The organism is Mycobacterium sp. 4D054, from assembly GCF_052245755.1.
GTDB lineage: Bacteria > Actinomycetota > Actinomycetes > Mycobacteriales > Mycobacteriaceae > Mycobacterium.
In genome coordinates this window covers 24,218-50,993 of the sequence record NZ_JBQQCF010000039.1, presented here as the reverse complement: position 1 = coordinate 50,993, position 26,776 = coordinate 24,218, and the positions used below count along the sequence as shown (strand labels likewise).

Sequence of the window (26,776 nt, the reverse complement as noted above, 5' to 3'; positions counted from 1 at the left end):
CCTGGCTCTACATCCTCTGGCACTGCTGGCACGACGAAGTCGCCTACGATCCCACCCAACACAGGGCCCTCCAAAAGCTGATCAACCAGGATCAACCCAGGGCGGCTTGACACAGGGCAACTCATGCCCGGACTCCTCTGCGCATGGAGAACCGACGCCCGCTGCGCCGAGCCGAAAGCTGGTGTGCAGCACGGTAATCGGCGATGGCCCGGCCGTACCCGGCCAGCAGAGCGTCGACGGTGTGGGACCAGGAGAACGTGGCGGCGTGGTCGAGGGCGGCGCGGCTCATCGCGGCCGCGTCGGCGGCGAGCACCGCCGACAGCGTCGACGCCCATGCGCGGGGGTGGTGGCCATCGACGAGGGCGCCGCTGACACCGTCGCGCACCGCGACCGGGAGTCCGCCGACCGCGGCGGCCACCACCGGCGTCCCACACGCCTGGGCCTCGACGGCGACCAACCCGAAGGACTCCGAGTGGCTGGGCACCGCGACGATGTCCGCGGCCCGGTAGACCTGCACCAGTTGGTCGCGCGACTGTGGGGGAAGGAAGGTCACCCGCTCGGAAATACCCAGCTCCGCGGCGAGATGAACCAGGTTGTCCGGAGTGGCCAGTCCCGACCCCGACGGGCCACCGGCGATGACCACCTGCACTCCCGGCAGCAGGGCGGCCGCGCGCAACAGCACGTCGGGAGCTTTCAGCGGCTGGATCCGGCCGACGAACGCCACGATCTGCGCTTCGATGTCCAGCCCGAGAGCGGCCCGGGCGGCTCTGCGCTCGCCGGGTGTGAAGGTCTTCAGATCGACCCCGGGGTGCACCACGTCGATGCGCGACGGATCGGCCTGGTGCAGCGAAACGAGTTGGTGCTCTTCGTGTTCGGTGTTGACGATCAACCGGTCGGCCTCGTCGACCACCTGCTGCTCGCCGATCGAGCGCATCGGCGGCTCCGCGGTGTCGCCGTCCGCCAGCGACGCGTTCTTGACCGCCGCCAAGGTGTGGGCGGTGTGCACCAGCGGCACGGCCCACCGGTCAGCGGCCAGCCACCCGACCTGGCCCGACAGCCAGTAGTGGGAATGAAGCACGTCGTAGTAGCCGGGTTCGTGGGTGGCCTCGGCGCGCAGGACCCCGGCGGTGAACGCGCACAGCTGCGTCGGCAGGTCGTTCTTGTCCAGCCCCTCGAACGGGCCCGCCACGACGTTGCGCACCAGCACCCCGGGCGCGACCGGCACCACCGGCTGGTCGGACGACGAGGTGGCCCGGGTGAAGATCTCCACGTCGACCCCGCGGCTCGCCAGTTCCAGCGCGGTCTGCAGCACGTAGACGTTCATGCCGCCGGCGTCGCCGGTGCCCGGCTGGGCCAGTGGGGAGGTATGCACCGACAGCACCGCCACCCGGCGTGGCTGGGGCAGTCCGGACGGTAGGCCAGCCGGTTCGGTCGCTAGACGCACATCGTCATGTCTACACCGCCGGGCCGCGGGCCGACCTCAGGCACTGACTTCGGGCCTGCGAGCCGCCCGCCGCATCGCGCCGATCGGGTCCGCGTACAGCCCGCCGAGGGACACGATGCCCGCGCCGGCTTCCTGGATGCGGTTGCCGAACGCCGTCACCCGGATGTCGCGGTGCGGCAGCGCGGAGCGGGCGGCGAACGCGGATTCGACCAGTGGCATGCCTTCGGGGTATTCGGTGAAGGCCTGGCCGCCGACCACCAGGTCGTCGGGGTTGAGCATGTCGCGCAGCAGGGCGACGGCCTCGCCGAGGACCCGCGCCCGTTCGGCCACCAGCGCGGCGGCCTGCTCGTTGCCCTGCCGGGCCGCGCGCAGCACGGCCGTGACGGTCGACGCCGGCCCCTCGGCGGGCACGATGCGCGCCCTGCGAGCCGCGGTCAGTACCGCCTCGTCGCTGACAGTAGACTCCAATTGCCCTGTGCCGCCGAGGAGTTCAGAGAACGCGGGCAGTCCGGCGATGGTGCCCGGACCGCTGGCCGGCGAGTGCACCCGACCCCCGATGGACAGCGCGTAGCCGACGGTTTCGCGGGCGTACACGTACAGGCTGGTGGAGGTGGTGTCGGGCTGGCGGCGCACACCGAGCAGCAGTTCCGCGCCGGCCATCGCGTCGACGTGCGACGCGACCGACACCGGCAAGCCGATGGCCTCGGCGAGCACCGGGCCGACCGGCGCGTCAGACCAGCCCAGGCGCGAGTGGTCGAGATAGCCGGTGGTGCTGTCGACGACGCCGCCGGTGGCCACCCCGACCCACAGCGGGCGGCGACGGTGCCAGCGGCTCAGGTAGCGGCGGGCGCTGCCCGCGATCGCCGTCAGCGCGGCGGACTGGGGGCCGCGCGGGGTCGGCGTCTCCACGACGTCGAGCGTGCGGCCGAATAGATCGGCGGCCACGATGATCGTGGTGCGGGCGCCGATGTGGATGCCCAGCGTCAGGAAGGGTTCGTGGTTGACCTCTACCGGGACACGGGGCCGGCCGATGGCGCCGGACACCGCGAGATCGGCGCGCTCGCGCAGCATGCCGGCGTCCAGGAGCGCGGTGACCTGGCGGTTCACCGTGGCGATGCTGAGGCCGGTGACCTGGGCGATGACGTCACGGGCGATGGGCCCGCGCTGGCGGGCCGCGGCGAACACCGCCGCCGCGGCGGCCTCGGGGACGCGCAGCGCGGGGGCGACGATGTGGTGCAGCAGCGCCTGCGGGTAGCGGCCGCCCCCGGCAGCCGGCTTGACGCTCTTAGGCGGTGCGGTGCGGGAGCGTGGGGCGAGAGTGGCAGTGCTCACGGAGCTGTCCTTCGTCGAGTCGGGGATGGTCTGGCAGATGCCACACCTGGCGACTCAGCAGGACGTGATCAGTCCGGGCGCAGTCAGGCGCGGCGAGGTGCGCAACAACAACACGCACGCCGCGCGGCAGCGGGAACTGCCTGACTGTTCGGAGACATGGCGAGAACTTAGCACGGCTTCGCGGGCCCGCGCGACGGTCGGATGCGTGCGCCTAGGCTTGGCCTCATGACGACGCCATCAGATGCCCGCCGGGTCGCAGTGGTCACCGGAGCCAGCGCCGGAATCGGCGAAGCGACCGCGAGAACGCTTGCTGCACAAGGCTTTCACGTGGTCTGCGTGGCCCGCCGGGAAGCTCCGATCCAAGCGCTGGCCGCCGAGCTGGACGGGACGGCGATTGTGGCCGACGTCACTGATCCGACGGCCGTGGCGGCGCTCGCCGGACGGCTCGACCGCGTCGATGTGCTCGTCAACAACGCCGGCGGAGCCCGCGGACTCGAGTCGGTGGCCGACGCCGACGTCGAGCACTGGCGCTGGATGTGGGAGGCCAACGTGCTGGGCACCCTGCACGTCACCCGCGCGCTGCTGCCCAAGCTGATCGACTCGGGTGACGGGCTGATCGTCACCGTCACCTCGATCGCCGCGGTGGAGATCTACGACAACGGCGCCGGCTACACCTCGGCCAAGCACGCCCAGGGTGTGCTGCACCGCACGCTGCGCAGCGAGCTGCTCGGAAAGCCGGTCCGGCTCACCGAGGTCGCCCCGGGCATGGTGCGAACCGACTTCTCGCTCAACCGGTTCGACGGTGACACCGAACGCGCCGACAAGGTGTACGAGGGCGTGACGCCGCTGGTCGCCGAGGACATCGCCGAGATCATCGGGTTTGTGGCAAGCCGCCCGCCCCACGTCGACCTGGATCTGATCGTGGTCCGCCCGCGCGACCAGGTCAGTGGCGCGTCCGGGTCACGGTTCAACCGGGTGACCTGACCTCCGCCGAAATTGCATTCCACGCGCGTCAAGTCGCACTTGACGCGCGTGGAATGCGATTTCGGCGGGAAAACCGGTCAGCGGCCGGGGCGGTCGCCCACCGGCTGCGGCGCCTCCGACGGCGTCACCGGCGCGGTGCTGGGGATGTTCTCCGGAGCGTCGCGCTCCGACAGCGCCGACATCGAAACCCATTCGTCCCAGGGCACCGCCCAATCCCAGATGTCACCGTCGGCGTAGGACAGCGGGATGCGGGTGCCGGTCACCTCGACGGGATCGCCGTAGATCGCGACGTTGAAGTACTGCTCGGCGTCCTCGAGCGACAGGTTGATGCAGCCGTTGGTGACGTTGCTGTTGCCCTGGGCGCCCGAACTGGCCGGGTTGGCGTGGATGAACTCGCCGTTGTTGGAGATCCGGACCGCGAACCGCTCCCGAACGTTGGCGTAGCCGGCCGCCGGGTTGGTCATGTAGAAGTCCTCGTACTTCTCGGTGACCACGTGGATCCCGCTGCGGGTGACGTTGCGGTCAAGATCTCCCTCGCCGTAGCTGCACGGGAAGTCCATGATCACGCCGGCGTCGGTGAGGACCTGGATCCGGTGTGAGGACGCCTCGGCCTTCACCACCTGGAACCGGCCGACGGAGAAGTCCAGCGTCGAGTCCGCGGCCCCGTAGGCGCCGTCGCCGAACGGCACGCCGTAGAGCTTCGCGTCGACGTGCACGGTGGTGCCCGCCGGGTAGTACTCCCTGGTCCGCCAGTGCACCCGGGACCCCGCGGCCTCGTCGGGCAGCCAGGCCCAGCTGCCCTCCACCGGCGGCGTGGTCGTCACCGTCAGCGCCTTCTCGACTTCGGCGCGGTCGTCGTCGGCGATCGCGGAGTCGAACTGCAGGATGATCGGCGCCGCCACCCCGACGGTCTGCCCGTCGGCGAGCTGAAACCTACCGTTGACCTGCACGGACGGGTCGACGGTGGTGAACGACGCCTCCACCGGCACCGACTTACCGTCCTTGCCGACCGCGGTGCCCGCCCAGGTGTACTCGACCCCGTAGCCGAGCGGTTCGGTGACGGTGAACACGGTGCGGTCCCGGTTCAGGGCGCCCTGGACCACCTTGCCGCCGGCATTGGTCAGGGTGACCTTCTGGAACCATCCGTCGGTGACCTCGACGCTGACCGGCGTGTTGGGTTTGACGTCGTCGGCCGCGTTCGCGGGCTCGAAGCGCAGCGTCGGATCCTTCGCCGCCTCGCCGGCGTCGGATCCGCCGGGCGGGCCGTTGTCGCTGGACGCGCACGCTGCCAACGCACCGGGTACGACGACGCCGACCGCCAGGGCGGCGAGGGCACGCCGCCGCGTGATCGACGGCAGCGATTCAGCAGGGCTCACGTGAAGCCACGGTACCTAGAGAGAGCAGCCGACCAGCACCGGCTCGGGTGTGAGGTCGATCCCGAACGCGGCCCGCACACCGTCGCGCACCGCCCTGGCCAGCGCGATCACCTCCGCGGAGGTGGCGGACCCTCGGTTGGTCAGCGCCAGCGCGTGCTTGGTCGACAGCCGGGCCGGCGCACCGTCCCCGGGATGGCCCTTGGCGAATCCGGCGCGTTCGACGAGCCAGCCGGCGGCGAGCTTCACCCCGCCCGGGGCGGGATAGTTCGGCACCGGACCGTCGACGGACGCGGCGAGCCGGTCGAATTCGGCACGGCTGACCACCGGGTTGGTGAAGAACGAGCCGACGCTCCAGGTGTCGTGGTCGGCGTCGTCGAGAACCATGCCCTTGCCGGCCCGCAACGACAGCACCGCCGCCCGCACCCGGGCCGGTTCGGCACGCTCCCCCGGTGCGACGCCCAGTACGGTGGCCAGCTCCCCGTAGCGCAGCGGCGCGCTGCGTCCCGACGGGTCGAGCGTGAACTCCACCTCCAGCACCACCCAGGCCGACGAGTGCTTGACAATGCTTGTGCGGTAACCGAACTGCAGGGATTCCGGGGTGACCCAGCGGTCCTCACCGGTGCGGCGGTCGAGCAGCCTGACCCCGGTGATGGTGTCGGCCACCTCGGCCCCGTAGGCGCCGACGTTCTGCACCGGCGTCGCACCCGCCGATCCCGGGATACCGGACAGGCACTCCAGACCGCCCAGACCGTGCGCCAACGTCGCGGCGACGACGTCGTCCCACACCGCGCCGGCTTCGGCGCGCACCACGGCGCCGTCGATGTCGATGCCGGTGTTGGCCAGCCGCACCACCGTCAGATCGGCCAGGTCGTCGGCGATGACCACGTTGGACCCGCCCGCCAGGATCAGCGCGTCCGGTCCGGCCTCGCGAACCGCGGGACCGATCTGCTCAGTGGTCTCGCAGGTGATCAGGCAACGCGCCGAGGGACCGACACGCAGCGTGGTCAGCGGTGCGAGCGGCACGTGCTGGGCACACGGCACGCCGCCGGACAACGAACTGACCACGACAGCTAACGGTAGCGTGGCCAGCTATGCCTCGTTCATTCGACATGGCCGCCGAGTACGAGGGCACGGTCGAACAGGTACACAACGCGTTCAGCGACGAGCACTACTGGCTGGTCCGGCTCAGTGACTCCGGTGCCGATCACGCCTCGCTCGACGAGATGGTGGTCGACGAGGCGGGAAACGTCCGCGTCAAAACCACCCAGACGCTGCGCGCCGACCGTCTGCCCGCGGTGGTCACGCAGTTCCACCGCGGTGACCTGAGCTTGGTGCGTGAGGAGATCTGGACACCGATCAGCGACGGGCGCGCCTCGGGGGTGGTGCGCGGCTCGATCCCGGGTGCTCCGGCCGAGCTGACCGGCGAGGCGCAGCTGGGGCCGGCCGGCGCCGGGGCGCGGATGACATTGACGGCCACCGTCGAGGTCCGGGTACCTCTGATCGGCGGCAAGATCGAGAACTTCATCGGCAGTCAGCTGGTGGATCTGGTGATCGCCGAACAGCGGTTCACCACGGTGTGGATCACCGAGAACAGCTGACCGGGTCTCTACCATTCACGCCATGGCTGCCCCGCTCGGACAGGTGACCCGGGGCACCACCGGCCACAACCGGCTTCGGCGCAGCGACCGTTGGCTGGTCCACTCCTGCCGGGTCCGCACCGCGCTGCAGTCGACGGCCGACCCGCTGGTGGTCGACCTGGGCTACGGCGCCAAACCGGTGACCACGCTGGAGCTGGCGATCCGGCTGCGCCGGGTTCGCCCCGACGTACGGGTGATCGGACTGGAGATCGACCCGGAGCGGGTGCGCGCCGGTCAGGCCGCGGTGCGGGACGGGACCCCCGATGGCGTCGAATTCGCTTTGGGCGGCTTCGAACTGGCCGGACACCGGCCGATCCTGGTCCGGGCGTTCAACGTGTTGCGTCAGTATCCGGTCGACGAGGTGGACGACGCCTGGGCCGCGATGCGCCGCGGCGTCGCCCCCGGCGGCCTGATCGTGGACGGCACCTGTGACGAGCTGGGCCGGCTGTGCTGCTGGGTGCTGCTGGACACCGCCTCGCCGGTCAGCCTCACGCTGGCCTGCGATCCGTTCGCGATCGAGCGCCCGTCGGATCTGGCCGAACGCCTGCCGAAGGTGCTGATCCACCACAACGTGCCGGGTCAGCCGATCCACACACTGCTGCGTGCCGCCGATCGCGCCTGGGCCAGCGTCGCCGGCCACGGCGTGTTCGGTCCGCGGATCCGGTGGCGGGCAATGCTGGAATTGCTTGCCGGCGAAGGGTTTCCGGTGACATCGCCGCGCCGCAGTCGGCGCGACGGCGTCCTCACGGTGCCGTGGGACGCCGTCGCACCGGTCAGCTGACGGGCTCGGGCTCGGGTTCCTTCTCGAAGCGGTCCGCATCGTCGAGGACGTCGTCGAGATCCTTGGCGACCTGTATGTCGAGACCCCGCATGTGCGCGGGCGGGGTCATCAGTGCCACCACGACATAGGTCAGCAGACCCGCGAGGAACGCGATGAACGTCGGCCAGCCGTCGAAGGAGGCGCTGATGAGGTCGTTGGGGATGTACAGGATGGTGTTCTCGACACCGAACATCGTCGGGGTGAGCGCGAAGAGCGCGATCCGGACCGCGAAACCGACGGCGATCGCGGCGACGGCCGCGGTGGTGGTCCCGCGCCGCCACACCAGACCGAGGATGAACGGCACGATCAGGCAGGCCAGCATCAGGTCGAATGCCAGCGTGAGCAGAATTCCCGTCTGCTGCACGTAGATCGCGAACAGGATGGAGAACAGGGTCATCGGCGCCATCGCGATGCGCGCGGCGCGCAGCAGTGGATCCTTCTTCCCGGGCACATGCACGCGCCGCACCCCGCCGAGGTTGCGCACGCACACATTCGAGATCGCCAGGATCGCACCGTTGGCGGTCGACATCGACGCGCCGACCAGCCCGCACAGCACCAGCACCGTCAGCCCGGCCGGCGCGTACCGGTCCAGCAGCACGAACAGCACCGGCCCGTCGAGTTCCTCCGGCAGGAACGAATGCGCGGCGAGCACGACCAGTCCGAACGGGATGCAGATCGCCACCGTGCCGGCCGCCGCGGTGAAGCAGGCCTTGCGGGCGGCCTCGGGCGACTTCGCCGAGAACACCCGCGCCATGAAGTCGATTGCGACGATGTCGCCGATCCCCAGCGCAATCAGTGTCGCCCAGTTGATCACCGCACCCTGAGCCGGGTCGGAGAGCTGACCGAGCGCCAATGGTCCCGTGCCCTCGGCGATGTCGAGCCCATGTGTGCTCGTCATCCAGATGAACAGCCCGATCGCGCCGACCAGGATCAGTGCCATCTGGATGATCGCGGTGTACGCGTCGGCGATCAGTCCGCCGGTCCCGGTGTAGGCCACCGCGACGGCCGCGATCAGCACCACCCCGAGCCAGTACGGCATACCGAGGAAGTAGTTGAACAGCAGGCCGCCGGCGACCAGGTTGCCGGCCACCAGCATGCAGAACGCGACCACGAGAAGCAGTGAGGCGCCGATCTCCACCGAGCGACCGAACCGCAGCCGGTAGTAGTCGGGGAACGACGTCAGCCCCATCCGGTTCATCGGCTTGGCGAAGAAGATGCCGGTGATCGTCAGGCACAACGCCAGCCCCAGCGGCAGACAGGCACCGGCCCAGAATCCGAATTCGAAGGCCAGATCGGTGTTTCCGAGGGTGGCGTTGGTGTCGACCGCCGCGCCCATCAACGCACCGCCGACGAGCCAGAACGGCAACATCCGGCCGCCGACAAGGAAATTCGCGCTGTCGCCTTCGATGCGCCGAGACACAGCGAAACCGACGGCCACCACGATGGCGATGCTGATCGCCACACCGAGAAGGATCATTGGGGATCTCCCGAGATCACGCGGAGACCGAGCCTCCACACTTGCGGAAGTCTCCCGGGTTTTTGTCCCGCCGTGGAGCGGCCGGGCTCCGGTGCCGGCCACCTGCGTCTCTCGGACCAGACCCGGCTGCCTGCCGGCGGAACCCTAGGCGCGCCCCACATGCCGATGTGAGTCCCAGCCAGGAAAACTCCCGTGCATTACGTCCGGGCGCACCGGATGTAAACGATGCGTTTCCTGTTCCAGTGGACAGCAATTCACCGACGTGTTGACAATTGTCGCAGGCGCCGTGCGATCCGGCGCCCCGGACGAGGTGCGTCGTACCCGGTCAGCGACAAGACGGCGCGTTGGGAGCTTTCATGTCCGACTATCCCGACCCGTCGCTGCCCAACGCCGAGGGCGCGTGGGCTCAACAGGCCGAGGCCCGGCTCGGCGATCGGCGGCTGCGCGAGGAGATCGACCGCGGCCTGAGCTACGGCCTGGAGGCCGCGCCGACGATCAACGACCGGACGATCTCGACGTTCGTCCGCGGCGAGAAACCCCATTTCGCCGGTGAGCGCGGCACTTTCCTGAAGTGCCCGTTCATCGAGGACGTCAACGAGGTCGACGACGCCGAGGTCGCGATATTCGGTGTTCCGCTGGACGCCGGCGCCACCTACCGGCCCGGAACCCGGTTCGGCCCGCAGGGAATTCGCCGCTCCACCAACCTCTTCGGGACCTACAACTATGAGTCCGGTGTCGATCTGCGCGAACAGCTGAACATGGTCGACATCGGTGATGTGTTCACCATCCCGGGCAACCTGGAGAAGTCGTTCGATCAGATCAGCCAGGCCATGGCCCACGTCGCCCAGAAAGGCGTCATGCCGGTGGTGCTGGGCGGTGATCACTCCATCGGCTTCCCCACCATCCGCGGGTTGGCCCCGTACATGGACGGCAACATCGGCATCATCCACTTCGACCGGCACGTCGACACCCAGGAGACCGACCTCGACGAGCGGATGCACACCACACCCTGGTTCCACGCCACCAACATCAAGAACGCGCCGGCGACCAACCTGGTGCAGATCGGCATCGGCGGCTGGCAGAGCCCCCGCGAAGGCGTGAAGGTGGGCCGGGACCGCAAGTCGACGGTGATCACCGTCGGCGACGTCGAGCGCGTCGGCGTGGAGAAGATTGCAGAAGTCGCCCTTGAAATCGCATGGAAGGACGCCAAGGCGGTCTACCTGTCCTTCGACATCGACGTCATCGACGCCGGGTTCGTCCCGGGAACCGGCTGGCCGGAACCCGGCGGACTGCTGCCCCGGGAGGCGCTCAACCTGGTCAAGATGGTCTCCGAACCCGGCCTGGCCGGCATCGAGGTGGTCGAATGCTCACCGCCCTACGACTGGGCCGAGCAGACCGCGCTGATGAGCTCACGGGTGATCCTGGACAGCCTGGCCGCGCAGGTCCGGTCCGGCAAGCTCGGCAAGAAGGCGGCCAAGGCCAACCGCCCGGCCTGGGGGCCCTAACTAGTCTGGGGGCATGCGTATTGCCTTGGCCCAGATCCGCAGCGGCACCGATCCGCGCGGCAACCTCGCGCTGGTCGAGGAGTACACCGGCCGCGCCGCCGAGGCGGGCGCGTCCCTCGTGCTGTTCCCCGAGGCGACCATGTGCCGCTTCGGGGTGCCACTGGCCCAGGTCGCCGAGCCGTTTGACGGGCCCTGGTCCACCGCGGTGCGCGACGTGGCCGCCCGGGCCGGCATCGTCGTCGTCGCGGGCATGTTCGTCCCGTCCGCCGACGACGACCGCGTCACCAACACCCTGCTGGCCACCGGCCCCGGGGTGGAGGCGCGCTACGACAAGATCCACCTGTACGACGCGTTCGGCTTCACCGAGTCCGCGACCGTCGCACCCGGCCGGGAACCGGTGGTGATAGCCGTCGACAGCGGGTCGGGGACGGTGAACGTCGGTCTGACGCTGTGCTACGACATCCGCTTTCCCGAGCTGTACGTCGAACTGGCCGAACGCGGGGCGGAGGTCATCACCGCGCACGCGTCGTGGGGTACCGGGCCCGGCAAGCGGGACCAGTGGACCCTGCTGGCCCGGGCCCGTGCCATCGACACCAACAGCGTGGTCGCGGCCGTGGGGCAGGCGTATCCGGGTGACGAGATCGCCGCGCTCGGACCCACCGGGGTGGGCGGCAGCGTGGTGGCCTCCGCGCTCGGCGAGGTGCTGGCCTCGGCGGGCGACGAACCCGAGCTCCTGGTGTGCGACATCGACCTGGACGCCGCCCGCAAAGCCCGCGAGACGGTCGCGGTGATGCACAACCGCTCAGGATTGGCTCATCGCGGTAAGGCACAATCGCTGGCGTGACTGATCCCTGGGCCCGTCCGCCGCAGCAACCGCCCGGTCCGCCGCCGATGCCGTTTCCGCAGGACCAGCCCCCCGGCCATGCGCCAGGGCCGACCTCCGCCGCCCCGCAGGAAGGTTCCTCATTGCCGGCGAAACTGAAGAACCTCTTCAGCGACCCCCTTTCGATCGTGCTGGCCGTCGTCATCGTGCTTGCGCTGGTGATCGCGGGCCTGCTCGGCGGTGAGCTCTACGCACGCAATCGCGCCGACACCGTCGTCGCCGCAACCGTGGAGTGCGTGGTGCAGGACGACGCCACCGCGTCGTTCGGGGTGCTGCCGCCGTTCCTGATGCAGCACGTGTCCGGGCATTACACCAACATCCGGATCGAAACCGCGGGCAACCAGGTCCGCGACGCCAAGGGCATGAAGGTGCACCTGGACATCAACGACGTCCGGCTGCAGGACACCGCGAACTCCGCCGGCACCATCGGGTCGCTGGTCGCCAACATCACCTGGAGCGCTGAGGGCATCAAGCAGACCATCCAGGGCGCCATCCCGCTCGTCGGCAGCTTCGTCACCGGGGTGACCACCAACCCGAGCGACGGCACCATCGAGCTCGAGGGCGCCCTCGGCAGCATCACCGCGCGGCCCGAGGTCGCCGACGGCGGCATCGCGCTGCAGGTGCAGCAGGTCACCGGGCTGGGGTTCACACTGCCGCGCGAGGCCGTGCAGCCGGCCTTGGACGCGTTCACCTCGCAGCTGACGCAGGACTACCCGATGGACATCCGCGCCGATTCCGTCGAGGTCACCGATGCCGGTGTGGTGAGCCAGTTCTCGACCCGTAACGCGTCGATCCCGAAGCAGACCGACGATCCCTGCTTCGCCGGCCTGTAAGAGTCGGTCCCGGTAACGGTCAGTCGGGGAAACCAGCGAGCACCGCTCGGGTGCCGGACAATCCGAGCCGGGTGGCGCCGGCATCGAGCATGGCGGTCGCGTCGGCGGCCGACCGGATCCCGCCGCTGGCCTTCACGCCGAGCCGGCCGTCCACCGCGCCGGCCATCAGCTCGACGGCACGGACCGACGCCCCGCCGCTGGGGTGAAAGCCGGTGGAAGTCTTCACGAAATCGGCGCCGGCGTCCTCGGCGACCCGGCACACGTCCACAAGCAGCGGTTCACCGCTGATGCCGAGAATCGCGGCCGACTCGACGATCACCTTGAGCACCGCCCGGGGAGCTGCCTCGCGGACCGCGGTGATGTCGGCGCAAACGGCGCCGAGTTCTCCGGCCAGCGCGGCCCCGACGTCGATGACCATGTCGATCTCCCGGGCACCGGCCTCGGCCGCCAACCGGGCCTCCTCGGCTTTGACCACCGAAAGGTGCTTGCCGGACGGAAACCCGACCACGGAGGCAACGGTGGCGTCCGGCGCCAGCATGGTCACCGCGGTGACGAACGTCGGCGACACGCAGATCGCGAAGACGCCGAGTCCGGCGGCCTCGGTGACCACGGACTCGATGTCGGCCTCGGTGGCCTCGGGTTTGAGCAGGGTGTGGTCGACGAGCGCGGCGACCGCGCCGCGCGTGTAGGAACCCATCAGAAGGGCTCTTCGGTGCCGCCCGGATTGCACCTGGTGGCCATCATCTCGTCGGCGCTGACCTCGGGCCGCCACGGTTCCAGATTCCAGCTCGTCTTACCGGGCTGGACGAACTCGGCGAAGTTCCAGTGGCACAGGAACTGCTCCTGCATCCCGGGGATCGCGGCATCGGGAGACAGCGCGAGCACCTCGGCCCATGCCGCCGCGGCGAGCTCCTGGGTGCCGGCGTGACCGGAGATGCGTCGCGCCGACGCGGTCGGGTACACACGCAGGCTGGACAGGTCCCCCCACTTCGCCCACTCCACGTGGTCGACGTACGGCGGCGCCGCCGGAGCCGGGGTGGCCTGCGCGGTGGGAGCAAACGCCACAGCGGCCGCCGCCGCGGCGACGGAGATCACCACCGTGCGCACTAGCGTGACTTCCCTTGGATCTCCAGGATCTTGGGCCGGACGTCGACGAGGTACACGCCCGCGGCGACCGCGGCGATCGCGACACCGGTGATGCCGAGCACCAGCGCGAGCAGCACTCCGACACCGAGGATCACCAGCCACACCGGCTTGGTGAGCTTGTCGGCGGCCGTGTAGGCGTCGGGGCGCTGCATCGCGGCGTGCACGAACGCGTAGACCGACGTCACCAGGACAGCGACCTGCAACGCGAAGAGGACGTAACCCACAAGGCCTTGGAGCTCCACGCTTCACAGCCTATGCGGGTTACGTCCCCTTTTCGAACTCCACCGCTTACGCGGTGGTGTCGTTACTTCTGGGTGACCTTCTTGGCGGCGGCCTTCTTGGCCGGAGCCTTCTTGGCCGGGGTCTTCTTGGCCGGGGTGGCCGAGGTGGCCGAAGTCGCCTTGGCCGGAGACTTCTTGGCGGGCGCCTTCTCGGCGGCCTTCTTCACCGGCTCGGCGGCCGACTCGGCCCTCTTGGGCAGCTCCACACCGACCAGCTTGGCGGCGCGCTCGCCGACCGCGCGCGTCTGCGACGCGACGTTGCCCAGCGCCTCCTGGGTCAGCTCGACGGCCTGGTCGGTGTACCCCTCGACCCGGCTGGCGGCCTCTTCCAGCGCCGGCTGGCTGCGCAGCCGCTCGATGGCCGCCTCGCCGCGCTCGATGAGCTTGGTGTAGGTGGTCTGCGCCGCCTCGGCGTAGCCCTCGGCGAACTTGCGCAGCTCATCGGAGGTCAGCTTGCCGCGGATGTCACCGAACTGCGAGGGCAGATCCTCCTGCAGCTTGGTGATCCGGGCCCGGCTCTCCTCGACGCGGCTCTCGGCGTCGGTGCGGGCGTCGCCGGCACGCTCACGCAGGGTCGCGACGATCTCGTTGACGCGCTCCAGAGCCAGGTCGGCGGCACCCACCGCGGCGAGCAAGGGGGCCTTCAGGTCGTCGATGTCGAGCTGGTTCTTGGTCTCAGCCATGGCTGTGTCCTTCCGTTTCAAGGTTGAGTTCTGTGATGGATTGCGGAGTCTCGGGGATCTCTAGAGGGCTCTTGTCTTGTTCAGTTGCGGGCTCCTCGTCTGCGTCGCTGACACTGTCCCCTCGCGCCGCGTCCGCTGCTGTGTTCGCTTCGGCGAGGGACGCCTCGTTCTGCTGGCAGAACGAGGTGTAGATGTCGAGCAGCACCTGCTTCTGCCGCTCGTTGATCGCCGTGTCGGTGACGATGGCGTCGCGAACCTGGTTCGTCTCGCTCGGTTCGAGGATTCCGGCTCTGATGTAGAGCACCTCGGCCGAAACCCGCAGTGCTTTGGCGATCTGGTTGAGCACATCTGCGGACGGTTTCCGCAGGCCCCGCTCGATCTGGCTGAGATACGGGTTGGAGACGCCCGCCTTCTCGGCCAGCTGCCGTACCGACACCTGTGCAGCTTCGCGCTGCACCCGGATGAACGAGCCGATGTCCTGTGCGGCGTTGGACACGACAGCGGCAAGATTCTCATCCTGCGACATGGGTTGCCCCCTCGCGCGGTGGGTTATCCGATTACCGACATCTGCCACCGTACGGCGGAGTGCTAACTTTTGCAAGCACTAGTTAGCGCAGGTCAGAAGAGTAGCTGGGCTACCGAATAGATGACCAGGCCCGCCAGCGAACCCACCACGGTGCCGTTGATACGGATGAACTGCAGGTCACGGCCGACATGCAATTCGATCCGGCGACTGGCCTCGTCGGCGTCCCAACGTTCGATGGTGTCGGTGATGATCGTCGTGATCTCCACCCCGTACTCACCGACCAGATGCTGAGCGCCGCGCACGAGCCAGTTGTCGACCTTTTCCCGCAGCTCCGCGTCGTCGCGCAAGGACTCCCCGAGGCGCATCACGGTGTCGGCGATGCGGGTGCGCAGTGACGACGACGGGTCGTCCACAGACTCGAGGATGATCCTCTTGGCCGCGGTCCACGCGGTCTCGGCGGCCCGGGCCACCTCGTCGCGGGCCATGATCTGCTCTTTGACGTTCTCGGCCTTGCGGATCGTCACATCGTCGTGCTGCAGGTCGTCGGCGAACTCGAACAGGAACCGGGTTGCCGAGCGGCGCAGTTCGTGGTCGGGATCGCGGCGCACCTTGTCGGTGAAGTCCATCAGCTCGCGGTGGATGCGGTCCCCGACGAGGTGATCCACCCACCGCGGCGACCACGTCGGCGAATCACGTTCGATGACCCGCTCGATCACCTCACCGGCGTTCAGCGACCACTGGAACGCCCGGTCGGCCAGCAGCTGCAGCAGCGCCTCCTGGCGTCCTTCGGCCAGCAGGCTGGCCAGCACACGGCCGATCGGCGGACCCCACTGCGGTTCGGCGATGCGTTTGACGATCATCCGGTCCAGCACCTGCTGGACGTCCTCGTCGCGCAGCATCTCGACCAGCACCCGCAGCACCGTCGCGGTCTCGGCGGCCACCCGCTCGGCGTGGTTGCGCTCACACAGCCATTTGCCCACCCGACCCGCCACATCGGCGTCGCGCAACTTGGTCTCGACGTTGGCCGGGGACAGGAAGTTCTCCCGGACGAAGCTGCCGAGTCCCTCCCCGAGCTGATCCTTCTTGCGCTTGATGATCGCGGTGTGCGGGATCGGGATGCCCAGCGGATGCTTGAACAGCGCGGTCACCGCGAACCAGTCGGCCAGGGCGCCGACCATGCCCGCCTCGGCCGCCGCGCGCACATATCCGATCCAGGGGGCCGCACCCCCGGATGCCGCCCCCCGCGACTGCGCCCACGTGCAGAGCAGGAAGACCACGCTGGCCCCCAGCAGGAAGCTGAGCGCGACGAGCTTCATGCGCCGCAACGAGCGCTTGCGTTCGGCGTCCGCCGCGGAATCTGCGCCGGCGATCGCCTCGGCGAAACTCGGACGCGCGCCGACGTGCCGGTTGTCGGGGGCGTCTAGTCGGTTAGCCACTCCCCCATCATCCCCGCGCGGGCAACCGGCGACGGCCGGCCACCGTATTATCGAGACGGACTTAGGGAACGGATCACCGCGAACGTGGCACAACAATCCCCGCCGGTGGCGGTCAAAACCGACGGACGGAAACGGCGCTGGCACCAGCACAAGGTCGAGCGCCGAAATGAGCTTGTCGACGGCACCCTGGAGGCGATCCGCCGGCTCGGAAGCAACGTCAGCATGGATGAGATCGCCGCCGAGATCGGCGTCTCCAAGACCGTGCTGTACCGCTACTTCGTCGACAAGAACGACCTCACCACCGCGGTGATGATGCGCTTCGCGCAGACCACGCTGATCCCGAATATGGCAGCCGCACTCTCGTCGAGTCTGGACGGCTACGACCTGACCCGCGAGATCATCCGCGTCTACGTCCAGACCGTCGCGGCCGAGCCGGAGCCCTACCGGTTCGTCATGGCCAACAACTCGGCCAGCAAGAGCAAGGCGGTCGCCGACTCCGAGCAGATCATCGCGCGGATGCTCGCGGTGATGCTGCGCCGGCGCATGGTCACGGCCGGGATGGACACCGGTGGTGCGGAACCGTGGGCGTTTCACATCGTCGGCGGGGTGCAACTGGCCACGCACTCGTGGATGTCGAACCCGCGGATGACGGCCGAAGAACTGATCGACTACCTGACGATGCTGTCGTGGAGCGCGCTGTGCGGCATCGTCGAGGTGAACGGGTCGCTGGACAGGTTCCGCCAGAGTCCCCATCCTTCGCCGGAACTGCCCTCCCGGCTGCTTGACTAGAGGCATGACGCTTCCTGAGCCCGACGATCTGCCGTCGCTGTGGAGCCATGAACCCCACGACTACCTCGCGTTCCGCCCGGGAGACAAGGTGGCCGACATCGACGCCGCCGCCACCCCCGGCTTCCGCGGCTCGAAGTCCGACGCACCGACCCTGCAGGCCGAGCGCAACACCCGCTTCGCCGAGCTGCAGGAGATGCTCTACGCCAACAGCCGTTCCGGGGACACCCGCTCGGTGCTGCTGGTCCTTCAGGGAATGGATACTGCCGGCAAGGGTGGAATCGTCAAACATGTTGTGGGCGGCTGCAACCCGCAAGGGGTGCAGTACCGCAGCTTCGGCAAGCCGACGGCTGAGGAACTGTCACATCACTATTTGTGGCGGATCCGCAGGGCGCTTCCGGAGGCCGGGCACATCGGGGTGTTCGACCGGTCGCACTACGAGGACGTGCTGATCGTGCGCGTGCACAACCTGGTGCCGCCCGACGTGTGGGAGCCGCGCTATGACGAGATCAACGCGTTCGAGCGCGAACTCGTCGACAGTGGAACCACATTGGTCAAAGTCGCGATGTTCGTCTCGCTCGACGAACAGAAGAAGCGGTTGGCGCAACGGCTCGAGCGGCCCGACAAGTACTGGAAGTACAACCCGGCCGACATCGACGAACGCCTGAAATGGCCGGCCTACCAGGAGGCTTACCAGGCAATGCTGGATCGCACCTCCACGCAGTACGCGCCATGGCACATCGTGCCGTGCAACCGGAAGTGGTACAGCAGGCTGGCTGTCACCGAGCTGCTGATCGAAGCGCTCAAGCGCCTCAACATGTCCTGGCCGCCACCGCATTTCGACGTCAAGGCGGAGAAGAAGCGGCTGGCCTCGGCCTGATCGCCGACGTGGGCGCTGTCGGAGGTCGCCGGGGCCTCAGCCTTTGACGAGGGTGAACTGCCCGACGTTGGTGATGCCGCGGCGGAAGAAGTCGGCACAGCCCGTCAGATAGTGCATGTAGCGCTCGTAGACCTCCGGCGAGGTCAACCTGATGGCCTCCTGCTGATTGGCCTCCAGGTTGGCGGCCCACATGTCGAGCGTGCGCGCGTAATGCGGCCGCAGCAGATGGGTGCGCTCGAGCGTGAACCCGGACCCGGCGGCGAGCTTCTCGATGTCCTCGACCGCGGGCAACTGCCCACCCGGGAAGATCTCGGTGCCGATGAACCTCATGAACTTCAGGTCCGAGATCGTCAGCTTGATGCCGTTGTCGCGGAAGAACTTCTGCGTGTGCGCGAGGATGGTGTGCAGGAGCATGCGGCCGTCGGCGGGCAGGATGTCGTAGGCCCGCTCGAAGAACAGCGGATAGCGCTCGGCCTTGAACGCCTCGAACGCACCGATCGAGACGATGCGGTCGACGGGCTCGTCGAACTCTTCCCAGCCCTGCAGCCGAACCTCGGCGTTGCGGTCGGTGTCGAGACCGGCCATCAGCGCCCTGCTGTACTCGAACTGATTGCGGCTCAACGTGATACCGATGACGTTGACGTCGTATTTCTCGACGGCGCGGCGTAGCGCGCCGCCCCAGCCGCAACCGACGTCGAGCAGGGTCATTCCGGGCTCGAGGTTGAGCTTGCCCAGTGCGAGGTCGAACTTCGCGATCTGCGCCTCGTCGAGCGTCATGTCGTCGCGTTCGAAATACGAACACGTGTACCCCATCGTCGGCCCGAGGAAGAGCGCGAAGAACTCGTTGGACACGTCGTAGATCGACTGCGATTCCTCGTAGTACGGCGACAGATCAGATACAGCGTTCGACATGCGGCAGGCAACCCCTTGCGGTTCGTCCGCCGGCCGAGAACGCAGCGGACACCCGGGCGGGCCGCATACGTGCCCTACCGCAGTGCCGGCTACCTTCTGAACCGGCGCGTCAATATTCGGCTACGCAGCCTAGCGAAGTCGCCGGCGGTACGCATATCGCGATTCGGTGGGTCAGTAGGTGTAGAAGCCCTTCCCCGACTTCTTGCCCAGTTGTCCGGCCTCGACCATGCGCTGCAGCAACGGCGGCGGGGCGAAGTTCGGGTCCTTGTACTCGTCGTACATCGAGTCCGCGATCAGCTTCATGGTGTCCAGGCCGATCAGGTCGGACAGCCGCAACGGCCCCATCGGGTGCGAGAGCCCGGCCACGACAGCGGTGTCGATGTCCTCGACGGTGGCGACCCCGGCCTCGGCCATCCGGATGGCCGACAGCAGATAGGGCACCAGCAACGCGTTGACGATGAAGCCCGACCGGTCCCCGCAGCGCACCACCTTCTTGCCCAGCACCTCGCCGGCGAACCGCTCCACCCGCGCGATCGCCTCGTCGGAGGTCACCAGCGTGTTGACGAGCTCGACCAGCGGCAGCACCGGCACGGGGTTGAAGAAGTGCAGGCCCAGCACGCGGCTCGGGTTCTTGGTCGCGGCGGCGATCTTCATGATCGGGATGCTGGAGGTGTTCGACGCCAGCACCGCCTCCGGGTCGGTGACCACCTCGTCAAGCTGCGCGAAGACCTTGGCCTTGACGGCCTCGTCCTCGACGATCGCCTCGATGACCAGCTGGCGGTCGGCGAGGTCGGACAGGTCGGAGCTGAACGTCAGACGGGCGAGCGTGACCTCGAAGTCGTCGGCGGCCAGTTTGCCCTTGGCCCTGGCACGCTCCAGCGACGCGGTGATGCGGTCCCGGCCCGCGTTCGCGAGCTCTTCGCTGGGCTCGTAGACCACGACGTTCACGCCCGCCTTGGCCGCCACCTCGGCGATTCCCGAGCCCATCTGGCCGGCGCCGACCACACCTACGCGTTCGATGCTCATCTGTCCTTCGTCCTCCTCACGTGCGGGAAGTCCTCTGTTGGGGAAGTCCGCGGTTTCCCTGGCTCGCGGTGTCCCGCTTCTGTACGCGTACAGGTTATTTCGCGCCGACACGCGTCAGACCCCGCCCAAGATTCATGGGCGGGGTCTGCGCTGTCAAGCTCGCTGCGAACGCTTCTCGCGTACGCGTTCGTCGCGAGCGTGCACGTTATCTGCGTTTTGCACGGCGTGGCGCCTGCAGGCACGCACGCTCGCGAGCAAGGGGCTTAGCTTAGTGGAACTGGCCCTCTTCGGTCGAGCCGGCCAGCGCGGTGGTCGAGCTGGTCGGGTCCACCGTGGTGGCGATGCGGTCGAAGTAGCCCGCGCCCACCTCGCGCTGGTGCTTGGTGGCGGTGTAGCCGCGCTCCTCGGCCGCGAACTCGCGCTCCTGCAGGTCCACGTAGGCGCTCATCTGGTTGCGGGCGTAGCCGTAGGCCAGATCGAACATCGAGTAGTTGAGCGCGTGGAAGCCGGCCAGCGTGATGAACTGGAACTTGAAGCCCATCGCGCCGAGCTCCTTCTGGAACTTCGCGATCGTGGCGTCGTCGAGGTGCTTGCGCCAGTTGAACGACGGCGAGCAGTTGTAGGCCAACATCTGGTCCGGGAACTCGCTCTTGACGCCCTCGGCGAACTTCTTGGCCAGCTCCAGGTCCGGGGTGCCGGTCTCCATCCAGATCAGGTCGGAGTACGGCGCGTAGGCCTTGGCGCGGGCGATGCAGGGCTCCAGGCCGTTCTTGACCCGGTAGAAGCCCTCGGCGGTGCGCTCACCGGTGATGAACGGCTTGTCGCGCTCGTCGACGTCGGAGGTGATCAGCGTCGCGGCCTCGGCGTCGGTGCGGGCGATGACGACGGTGGGAACCCCGGCCACGTCAGCGGCCAGGCGGGCCGAGGTCAGGGTGCGGATGTGCTGCTGGGTCGGGATCAGCACCTTGCCACCGAGGTGGCCGCACTTTTTCTCCGAGGCCAGCTGGTCCTCCCAGTGCGATCCGGCGACACCGGCGGCGATCATCGCCTTCTGCAGCTCGTAGACGTTCAGCGCGCCACCGAAACCGGCCTCACCGTCGGCCACGATCGGGGCCAGCCAGTTCTCCACCGAGGTGTCACCCTCGACCTTGGCGATCTCGTCGGCACGCAGCAGCGCGTTGTTGATGCGGCGTACCACCTGCGGCACCGAGTTGGCCGGGTAGAGGCTCTGGTCGGGGTAGGTGTGGCCGGACAGGTTGGCATCGCCGGCGACCTGCCACCCGGACAGGTAGATGGCCTTGAGGCCGGCGCGCACCTGCTGGACGGCCATGTTGCCGGTCAGCGCGCCGAGCGCGTTGACGAAGTCCATGTCGTGCAACTGCTCCCACAGCACCTCGGCGCCGCGACGGGCCAGAGTGTGCTCCTCGACGACGTGGCCCTGCAGGGCGACGACGTCGGCCGGGGTGTAGGTGCGGGTGACGCCCTTCCAGCGGGGGTTGTGGTCCCAGTCGTGCTGAATCTGCTCGGGCGACTTCGGCGTGCCAACAGTCGACATCGGCTGCTCCTTCGGTTGTTGCAAATTGCAAAGGCTCTGTGAACCTCGGCGCCTTGTTAACGCTCCAGCATTTCGCTGGCTTGCTAATCCGAGGATGCCCGAAGCTGTTATCGCAGGTCCACCCGTTTCCCCTGCGAATTTCCGCCAAGCAATTCTGCCAAGTTGCAAATCTCGCGAAGACGGAACGACCTGAACCGGTTCAGAAGCTACCGACCAGTAGCGAATTCGCGCAGGTCAGTACGCCCGTACTGTTTGGCAGCGACGATCAGACCGGAAAGATCGCCGCGACGGCCTTGGTCTCCTCGCCCACGGCGTATGTGAGCGTTGTAACAGTCCGATCGGCCAGTTCCTCGCCGAATTTGTCGGTGGAACCCGCCGGGTGGACGTGCCGGATGACCTCCAGCTTGTCGCCCAGCGCCACCGGCAGGTCGTGCTCGATCGTGACCCGCAGCGGCGCCTTCATCAGCTCCGGCTGCGAGTAAAGGTAATCCTCTACGACGCTCCAGTACACGGAGTTGTTCATGTGGTCGAAGATGTCGATGTCACTGACCCGGACCGGGTAATCCCGGATGTGCTCGGCGTCGTCCCGGCTGCCCGGCTTCAGATACGGCTTCCAGCGCAGACGGCTCTCGCCGGTGGTGCGCCGCAGGCCTTCGATGAAGTCGTCGGAGATGCGCGCCGGGCCCTGGGTCTCCCGGTTGATGTTGATCCAGAACGCCTCGGATTCCACGAGTCCGCCCTTGCGGCCCTCGATGCGCACCCGCATCTCGCACCACCGGTTCGACGTGCCCGAACACCAGCGCCGCAGCCGCAACATGTCCTTGAACACGATCGGCTCGATCATGTCGATCATCGTGCGGCGCACGATCCACAGCGGATGGGTCTCCTCGTAGCCCATCTCACGCAGCTGATCGGTGCCGACGTCCTGGATGTGTCGGGTGGCCGCGTCGAATTTGAGCCGGCCCTCACGGTCCACGTCGGCGACCCGCAGCGGCCACTGGACGTCGAAGACATCCGGGTGCGGATCGGGGACGGGCATCATTGTCTTGGCCAGGCCGGTAGCCCCCGGGGTGGTACTCACGAAGGTCGATACTGCCACACCGACCTCCGCTGCCAACGCTGCGAATTATCACTTAGCAGCCATGCTAGGTCCCGGCTAGGCTGACCTACCGTGGCCAAGACGTTCGTCGGCGCTCGCGTCCGGCAACTCCGCAGCGAACGCGGGTTCAGCCAGGCCGGGCTCGCCCAGATGCTGGAGATCTCCCCGAGCTACCTGAACCAGATCGAGCACGACGTGCGGCCGTTGACCGTGCCGGTGTTGCTGCGCATCACCGAGGTCTTCGGGGTGGACGCGACGTTCTTCGCCTCCCAGGACGACACCCGCCTGATCGCTGAGCTGCGTGAGGTCCTGATGGATCGGGACCTCGACGTCGACGTCGATCCGGCTGAGGTCGCCGACATGGTCGGCGCCCACCCGGCGCTGGCGAGGGCGATGGTGAACCTGCACCGCCGCTACCAACTGACCACCACCCAGCTCGCGGCCGCGACCGAGGACCGGTTCAGCGCGGGAAGCGGCAGCGGCTCAAGCTCGGGCTCCGGCTCCATCTCCATGCCCCACGAAGAGGTGCGCGACTACTTCTACCAACGCCAGAACTATCTGCACGAACTCGACACCGCCGCCGAGGAACTCACCGCCGACATGCGGGTGCACCGCGGCGATCTGGCCGGCGACCTGACCGACCGGCTGCGATTCGTCCACGGCGTCACCGTGATTCGTCGCATCGACCTCGGCGAGGGGGTGCTGCACCGCTACGACCCGGCGACCAGGCGCCTGGAGGTCGGCGCGCACCTGTCGTCGGGTCAGACGGTGTTCCGGATGGCCGCCGAGCTCGCCTACCTGGAATGCGGTGGACTGATCGACAAGCTGGTCGAAGAGGGCAAGTTCACCAGCGAGGAGTCGCGCAAGCTGGCACGGATGGGATTGGCGAACTACTTCGCCGCCGCCACGGTGCTGCCCTACGGCCAGTTCCACGAAGTGGCCGAGAAGTTCCGCTACGATATCGAGCGGCTCTCGGCCTACTACTCGGTCAGCTATGAGACCACCTGCCACCGGCTGTCCACGCTGCAGCGACCCTCGATGAGAGGTGTGCCGTTCTCGTTCGTCCGCGTCGACCGGGCCGGAAACATGTCGAAACGTCAGTCCGCCACCGGGTTTCACTTCTCCTCCAGCGGCGGTACCTGTCCGCTGTGGAACGTCTACGAGACGTTCGCCAACCCCGGCAAGATCTCGGTGCAGATCGCCGAGATGCCCGACGGACGCGCCTACCTGTGGGTGGCGCGCACCGTGGAGCGGCGCGCGTCGCGCTATGGTCAGCCGGGTAAGACGTTCGCGATCGGCCTCGGCTGCGAACTGCGGCATGCGCAGCGGCTGGTCTATTCGGAGGGGCTGATGACAGGTGACCCCAATGTCCCTGCGACCCCGATCGGTGCCGGATGCCGGGTGTGCGAACGAGACAACTGCCCGCAGCGGGCGTTCCCCGCGCTCGGCCGCGCGCTCGACATCGACGAACACCGGTCGACCGTGTCCCCCTATCTGGTGAGGCAGCAATGAGTACACCCGCCCGTATCCCGCCCGGCGGGTTCAAGCAACTCGGTCCGCTGAACTGGGCCATCGCCAAGCTCGGCGCCCGCGGTATCCGCAGGCCGCGGTTCAGCCTGATGAACGTGCTGGGCCAGCACCGGCTGCTGTTCCTGACCTGGCTGCCGCTGTCGGGGCATCTGCTGTATGCGGGCAAGCTGTCCCGCCGCGACGCCGAGATCGTGATCCTGAGAGTCGGGCACCTGCGCGACAGCGAGTACGAGCTGCAGCAGCACCGCAGACTCGCCCGCAGCCGCGGCCTCGACGCCACCATGCAGGCGCGCATCTTCGCCGGCCCCGATGCCGAGGGACTGACCGACAGGGAACGCGTCCTGATCACCGCCACCGACGAGTTCGTCGTCACCCGCGGGGTCTCCGCCGAGACGTGGCAGGCGCTCGCCACCCACTACACCAGGCCTCAGCTGATCGAATTCTGCCTGCTCGCAGCACAATACGACGGCCTCGCCGCGACCATCGCCACCCTGCAGGTTCCGCTGGACTTCCCCGATTAGACGGCTCAGCCGCCGCTTTGACATAGCCGGCCACGGCTGTAAACCCCACGGCTACCATGCGTCCATGCTGTCGAATCCGTGGCGCCACCCGCCCGGGGTGCCGCGCTGTGCGCCACCCCGCGCCGAGGGCGCCGTCTTCCTGCCCGACGGTCGCCGCCTCGGTTACGCGGAGTACGGCAACCCGTCGGGGCCGCTGGTGCTGTGGTTCCACGGCACGCCCGGCGGCCGCAGACAGCTGCCCATCGTCGGGCGACGCGCGGCCGAGAACCTCGGGCTGCGGGTGGTCCTCGTCGAGCGGGCCGGTTCCGGGCTCAGCGATCCGCACCGCTACCACCGCATCGGTGACTGGGCCGACGACATGGCCCATGTGGCCGACGTGCTGGGCGCCGACAAGGTCGGCGTCGTCGGACTGTCCGGCGGCGGTCCGTTCGCGCTGGCCTGCGCCGGCATGCCGGCACTGGCCGACCGCGTCGCGGCCGTCGCCGTCCTGGGCGGGGTGACCCCGTCGGTGGGTCCCGACGCCACCTGCAGCGGACCCATCGAGCTGGCGCGCAGGTTCGCCCCGGTGACCTCGGCGCTGCGACGCCCGTTCGCCAGGGTCACCGCGGGGCTGCTCACCCCGGTGATACCGCTGGCGCACCTGGCCTACCGCGGTCTGAGCGCGGCGATGCCCGACGGCGACAAGCAGGTGTTCGCCAACCCTGAGATCGAGGCGATGTTCATCGACGACATCGTGCACGCCGCCGCCGGCGGGTTCCAGGCGCTCCTCGACGACGCCCGGTTGTTCGGCCGGGACTGGGGCTTCCGGCTCGCCGATGTGAAGGTGCCGGTCCGCTGGTGGCACGGCGACGCCGACTCGATCATCTCGCTGGCCGACGCCCAGGCCGCCGCCGAGCACCTGCCCACCGTCGACCTGCTGCTGATGCCCGACGAGAGTCACCTCGGAGGCTTCGCCAAGGCCGACGACGTGCTGGCATTCCTGGCGCACCACCTGAGGACCGACGGGTCAGCGCGCCCCGTTGGTGACGATGACGCGGTCCCCGCCGCACGCCTTGGCCTCGTACATGGCCGAGTCGGCGGCGACGATCACGTCGACAAGGGCTGACTCGGACGGCCGGCACGATGCCACTCCGATGCTCACCGTGATGGCCGGATCGGCCGGCGCCGACACCGCGGAACGGATCCGCTCTGCGACCGTCTCGGCCTGAGGTGCCGGGATCCGGTCCACCACCAGGAACTCCTCGCCGCCCCACCGGACCACCACGGCATCGTCGCGCACACTCTCGCGGATCCGCCTCGCCGTGCGGATCAGCACGTCGTCGCCGACCGCGTGCCCCCGGGTGTCGTTGACCTCCTTGAAACCGTCGACGTCGATCAGCAATGCGCACAGTTGCGCATCACCACGCGCGGCCTCGTTGAGCCGCTTCATCGACACCTCCAACCCGCGGCGATTGGTCAGCTCGGTCAGCGGATCGGTGAACGACTGCTTCGAGCTGCCCTGCAGCAACCAGAACCCGAACTGCAGCGCAGGCAGCACGCATACCGTCACCAGCAACGCGATCACGGCCCGGGAGACGGCCACCTGCAGCCCGTACTCCCCACTGACCGACGCCAGCCACACCGCGATGCCCACGACCGAGACGATGCACCAGCCGATGTGGGCCAGATGCAGCCGAGGACCGTGGAAGAACACCACGTAGCCGCCCGCGCACAACAGGATGGTGATGCCCGACATCGCCAGGTTCGGGTCACCGAAAAGCAGCGCCGACAGCGTCATGAGGACATCGACGAACACCACCAGCCCGGCCGAGGCCCGTGCCGTCGGCCACGGCAGAAACGCCCAGCGCGCCGCCCAGCCCAGCGAACCGATGGCCACCACTGCCCAGCCGATCCGAAACACCGCATCGACCGCTCCCGGCGGCGCGAAGGCATTCACGACCGACAGCGCGCCCATCGTGACGCCGATACCGGCGATCACCCAGCGCAGTACCGACAGCAGTCCGCGGCTCCGCAGAAAATCGATCCGCCACTGGTAGTCATCGCTCTGACCCCACCACTGACGTAGCAAACTGCCGACCGACCCGTCCCGCACCGGACCATTGTG

General features: G+C 68.3%; 27 protein-coding genes and 2 riboswitches. Of the genes, 11 read left to right on the top strand and 16 right to left on the bottom strand.

The genetic code is table 11. The annotated features are described in order from the left end of the window. Positions 1-121: 121 nt before the first annotated feature. Positions 122-1,444 (bottom strand): D-inositol-3-phosphate glycosyltransferase, encoded by a 1,323-nt coding sequence (mshA, locus tag ACTWP6_RS23105; RefSeq protein ID WP_443188890.1) that lies wholly within the window; start codon positions 1,442-1,444, stop codon positions 122-124. A 36-nt stretch (positions 1,445-1,480) separates the two neighbouring features. Further along, on the bottom strand, positions 1,481-2,776 hold the full coding sequence (locus ACTWP6_RS23100) for an ROK family protein (RefSeq protein ID WP_313901369.1): 1,296 nt from the start codon (positions 2,774-2,776) through the stop codon (positions 1,481-1,483). A gap of 225 nt (positions 2,777-3,001) precedes the next feature. Between ACTWP6_RS23100 and ACTWP6_RS23095 the strand changes: the two genes are divergently transcribed. Beyond that, a complete protein-coding gene (locus tag ACTWP6_RS23095) occupies positions 3,002-3,760 on the top strand; it encodes an SDR family oxidoreductase (RefSeq protein ID WP_260756833.1) in 759 nt (252 codons plus the stop codon). A 77-nt stretch (positions 3,761-3,837) separates the two neighbouring features. Here the strand turns inward: ACTWP6_RS23095 and ACTWP6_RS23090 are convergent, their stop codons facing one another. Both ACTWP6_RS23090 and ACTWP6_RS23085 read right to left on the bottom strand, forming a co-directional pair. Further along, a complete protein-coding gene (locus tag ACTWP6_RS23090) occupies positions 3,838-5,136 on the bottom strand; it encodes a L,D-transpeptidase (protein ID WP_443188889.1) in 1,299 nt (432 codons plus the stop codon). Positions 5,137-5,151: 15 nt separating this feature from the next. Next, the gene (locus ACTWP6_RS23085; RefSeq protein ID WP_443188888.1) at positions 5,152-6,201 is read right to left on the bottom strand and encodes a UDP-N-acetylmuramate dehydrogenase; all 1,050 of its coding nucleotides are present in this window, start codon (positions 6,199-6,201) and stop codon (positions 5,152-5,154) included. A 26-nt stretch (positions 6,202-6,227) separates the two neighbouring features. On the opposite strand from ACTWP6_RS23085, the gene ACTWP6_RS23080 reads away from it, so the two are divergent. Beyond that, positions 6,228-6,734 (top strand): DUF2505 domain-containing protein, encoded by a 507-nt coding sequence (locus tag ACTWP6_RS23080; RefSeq protein ID WP_260756830.1) that lies wholly within the window; start codon positions 6,228-6,230, stop codon positions 6,732-6,734. 22 nt (positions 6,735-6,756) lie between these two features. Then, positions 6,757-7,554, top strand: a complete 798-nt coding sequence (locus tag ACTWP6_RS23075; RefSeq protein WP_260756829.1) for a class I SAM-dependent methyltransferase — start codon at positions 6,757-6,759, stop codon at positions 7,552-7,554. On the opposite strand, the gene ACTWP6_RS23070 is transcribed toward ACTWP6_RS23075, so the two are convergent. Continuing rightward, on the bottom strand, positions 7,547-9,070 hold the full coding sequence (locus tag ACTWP6_RS23070) for a sodium:solute symporter family protein (RefSeq protein ID WP_443188887.1): 1,524 nt from the start codon (positions 9,068-9,070) through the stop codon (positions 7,547-7,549). The two genes, ACTWP6_RS23075 and ACTWP6_RS23070, sit on opposite strands and share 8 nt — an antisense overlap. A 49-nt stretch (positions 9,071-9,119) precedes the next feature. After that, a riboswitch (guanidine-I (ykkC/yxkD leader) is annotated at positions 9,120-9,229 on the bottom strand. Between the two features lie 118 nt (positions 9,230-9,347). Then, a riboswitch (guanidine-III (ykkC-III) riboswitch) is annotated at positions 9,348-9,416 on the top strand. A gap of 10 nt (positions 9,417-9,426) precedes the next feature. Between ACTWP6_RS23070 and ACTWP6_RS23065 the strand changes: the two genes are divergently transcribed. Genes ACTWP6_RS23065 through ACTWP6_RS23055 form a run of 3 tightly spaced genes read left to right on the top strand, consistent with a single transcriptional unit; the run spans position 9,427 to position 12,291 of the window. Continuing rightward, complete coding sequence (locus ACTWP6_RS23065; protein WP_260756826.1) at positions 9,427-10,575, top strand: agmatinase family protein; 1,149 nt, start codon at positions 9,427-9,429, stop codon at positions 10,573-10,575. Positions 10,576-10,588: 13 nt separating this feature from the next. After that, the gene (locus ACTWP6_RS23060; RefSeq protein WP_443188886.1) at positions 10,589-11,419 is read left to right on the top strand and encodes a carbon-nitrogen hydrolase family protein; all 831 of its coding nucleotides are present in this window, start codon (positions 10,589-10,591) and stop codon (positions 11,417-11,419) included. Then, entirely contained in the window at positions 11,416-12,291 is an 876-nt protein-coding gene (locus tag ACTWP6_RS23055) for an LmeA family phospholipid-binding protein (protein WP_260756824.1), read from the top strand. The genes ACTWP6_RS23060 and ACTWP6_RS23055 overlap by 4 nt, the downstream gene beginning before the upstream one ends. Positions 12,292-12,310: 19 nt before the next feature. Here the strand turns inward: ACTWP6_RS23055 and deoC are convergent, their stop codons facing one another. The 6 genes from deoC to ACTWP6_RS23025 all read right to left on the bottom strand — a co-directional run bounded on the left by deoC (position 12,311) and on the right by ACTWP6_RS23025 (position 16,363). After that, positions 12,311-12,991 (bottom strand): deoxyribose-phosphate aldolase, encoded by a 681-nt coding sequence (gene deoC, locus ACTWP6_RS23050; RefSeq protein ID WP_260757921.1) that lies wholly within the window; start codon positions 12,989-12,991, stop codon positions 12,311-12,313. Next, positions 12,988-13,398, bottom strand: coding sequence for a DUF2599 domain-containing protein (locus tag ACTWP6_RS23045; RefSeq protein ID WP_443188885.1), 411 nt, complete (start codon positions 13,396-13,398; stop codon positions 12,988-12,990). The genes deoC and ACTWP6_RS23045 overlap by 4 nt, the downstream gene beginning before the upstream one ends. Further along, on the bottom strand, positions 13,398-13,679 hold the full coding sequence (locus tag ACTWP6_RS23040; RefSeq protein ID WP_067958449.1) for a DUF2516 family protein: 282 nt from the start codon (positions 13,677-13,679) through the stop codon (positions 13,398-13,400). The genes ACTWP6_RS23045 and ACTWP6_RS23040 overlap by 1 nt, the downstream gene beginning before the upstream one ends. Before the next feature lie 62 nt (positions 13,680-13,741). Further along, positions 13,742-14,401 (bottom strand): heparin-binding hemagglutinin, encoded by a 660-nt coding sequence (locus tag ACTWP6_RS23035; RefSeq protein WP_260756821.1) that lies wholly within the window; start codon positions 14,399-14,401, stop codon positions 13,742-13,744. Beyond that, complete coding sequence (locus ACTWP6_RS23030; protein WP_443188894.1) at positions 14,394-14,927, bottom strand: helix-turn-helix domain-containing protein; 534 nt, start codon at positions 14,925-14,927, stop codon at positions 14,394-14,396. Before ACTWP6_RS23030 ends, ACTWP6_RS23035 begins: the two co-directional genes overlap by 8 nt. A gap of 92 nt (positions 14,928-15,019) precedes the next feature. Next, complete coding sequence (locus tag ACTWP6_RS23025; RefSeq protein WP_443188884.1) at positions 15,020-16,363, bottom strand: DUF445 domain-containing protein; 1,344 nt, start codon at positions 16,361-16,363, stop codon at positions 15,020-15,022. An 84-nt stretch (positions 16,364-16,447) separates the two neighbouring features. Between ACTWP6_RS23025 and ACTWP6_RS23020 the strand changes: the two genes are divergently transcribed. Next, positions 16,448-17,152 (top strand): TetR/AcrR family transcriptional regulator, encoded by a 705-nt coding sequence (locus tag ACTWP6_RS23020; protein WP_260756818.1) that lies wholly within the window; start codon positions 16,448-16,450, stop codon positions 17,150-17,152. 4 nt (positions 17,153-17,156) lie between these two features. Continuing rightward, positions 17,157-18,029 (top strand): polyphosphate kinase 2 family protein, encoded by an 873-nt coding sequence (locus ACTWP6_RS23015; protein WP_443188883.1) that lies wholly within the window; start codon positions 17,157-17,159, stop codon positions 18,027-18,029. A 36-nt stretch (positions 18,030-18,065) separates the two neighbouring features. Here the strand turns inward: ACTWP6_RS23015 and ACTWP6_RS23010 are convergent, their stop codons facing one another. The 4 genes from ACTWP6_RS23010 to ACTWP6_RS22995 all read right to left on the bottom strand — a co-directional run bounded on the left by ACTWP6_RS23010 (position 18,066) and on the right by ACTWP6_RS22995 (position 22,564). After that, positions 18,066-18,941: a cyclopropane mycolic acid synthase family methyltransferase gene (locus tag ACTWP6_RS23010; protein ID WP_260756817.1), complete on the bottom strand. Its 876-nt coding sequence runs from the start codon at positions 18,939-18,941 to the stop codon at positions 18,066-18,068. 171 nt (positions 18,942-19,112) lie between these two features. Further along, positions 19,113-19,967, bottom strand: a complete 855-nt coding sequence (locus tag ACTWP6_RS23005) for a 3-hydroxybutyryl-CoA dehydrogenase (protein WP_260756814.1) — start codon at positions 19,965-19,967, stop codon at positions 19,113-19,115. A 268-nt stretch (positions 19,968-20,235) separates the two neighbouring features. Next, positions 20,236-21,522, bottom strand: a complete 1,287-nt coding sequence (aceA, locus tag ACTWP6_RS23000) for an isocitrate lyase (protein WP_443188882.1) — start codon at positions 21,520-21,522, stop codon at positions 20,236-20,238. A 265-nt stretch (positions 21,523-21,787) separates the two neighbouring features. Further along, the gene (locus ACTWP6_RS22995) at positions 21,788-22,564 is read right to left on the bottom strand and encodes an acyl-ACP thioesterase domain-containing protein (protein WP_443188893.1); all 777 of its coding nucleotides are present in this window, start codon (positions 22,562-22,564) and stop codon (positions 21,788-21,790) included. A 129-nt stretch (positions 22,565-22,693) separates the two neighbouring features. Here ACTWP6_RS22995 and ramB point away from each other — a divergent pair, with 129 nt between their 5' ends. The 3 genes from ramB (at position 22,694) to ACTWP6_RS22980 (ending at position 25,777) form a co-directional block, all read left to right on the top strand. Continuing rightward, a complete protein-coding gene (gene ramB / locus ACTWP6_RS22990) occupies positions 22,694-24,133 on the top strand; it encodes an acetate metabolism transcriptional regulator RamB (protein WP_443188881.1) in 1,440 nt (479 codons plus the stop codon). Further along, the gene (locus ACTWP6_RS22985) at positions 24,130-24,672 is read left to right on the top strand and encodes a carboxymuconolactone decarboxylase family protein (protein ID WP_443188880.1); all 543 of its coding nucleotides are present in this window, start codon (positions 24,130-24,132) and stop codon (positions 24,670-24,672) included. The genes ramB and ACTWP6_RS22985 overlap by 4 nt, the downstream gene beginning before the upstream one ends. Positions 24,673-24,736: 64 nt before the next feature. Further along, a complete protein-coding gene (locus ACTWP6_RS22980) occupies positions 24,737-25,777 on the top strand; it encodes an alpha/beta fold hydrolase (protein ID WP_443188879.1) in 1,041 nt (346 codons plus the stop codon). Here the strand turns inward: ACTWP6_RS22980 and ACTWP6_RS22975 are convergent. After that, a complete protein-coding gene (locus tag ACTWP6_RS22975) occupies positions 25,679-26,764 on the bottom strand; it encodes a diguanylate cyclase (RefSeq protein ID WP_443188878.1) in 1,086 nt (361 codons plus the stop codon). The two genes, ACTWP6_RS22980 and ACTWP6_RS22975, sit on opposite strands and share 99 nt — an antisense overlap. Positions 26,765-26,776: the final 12 nt, after the last annotated feature.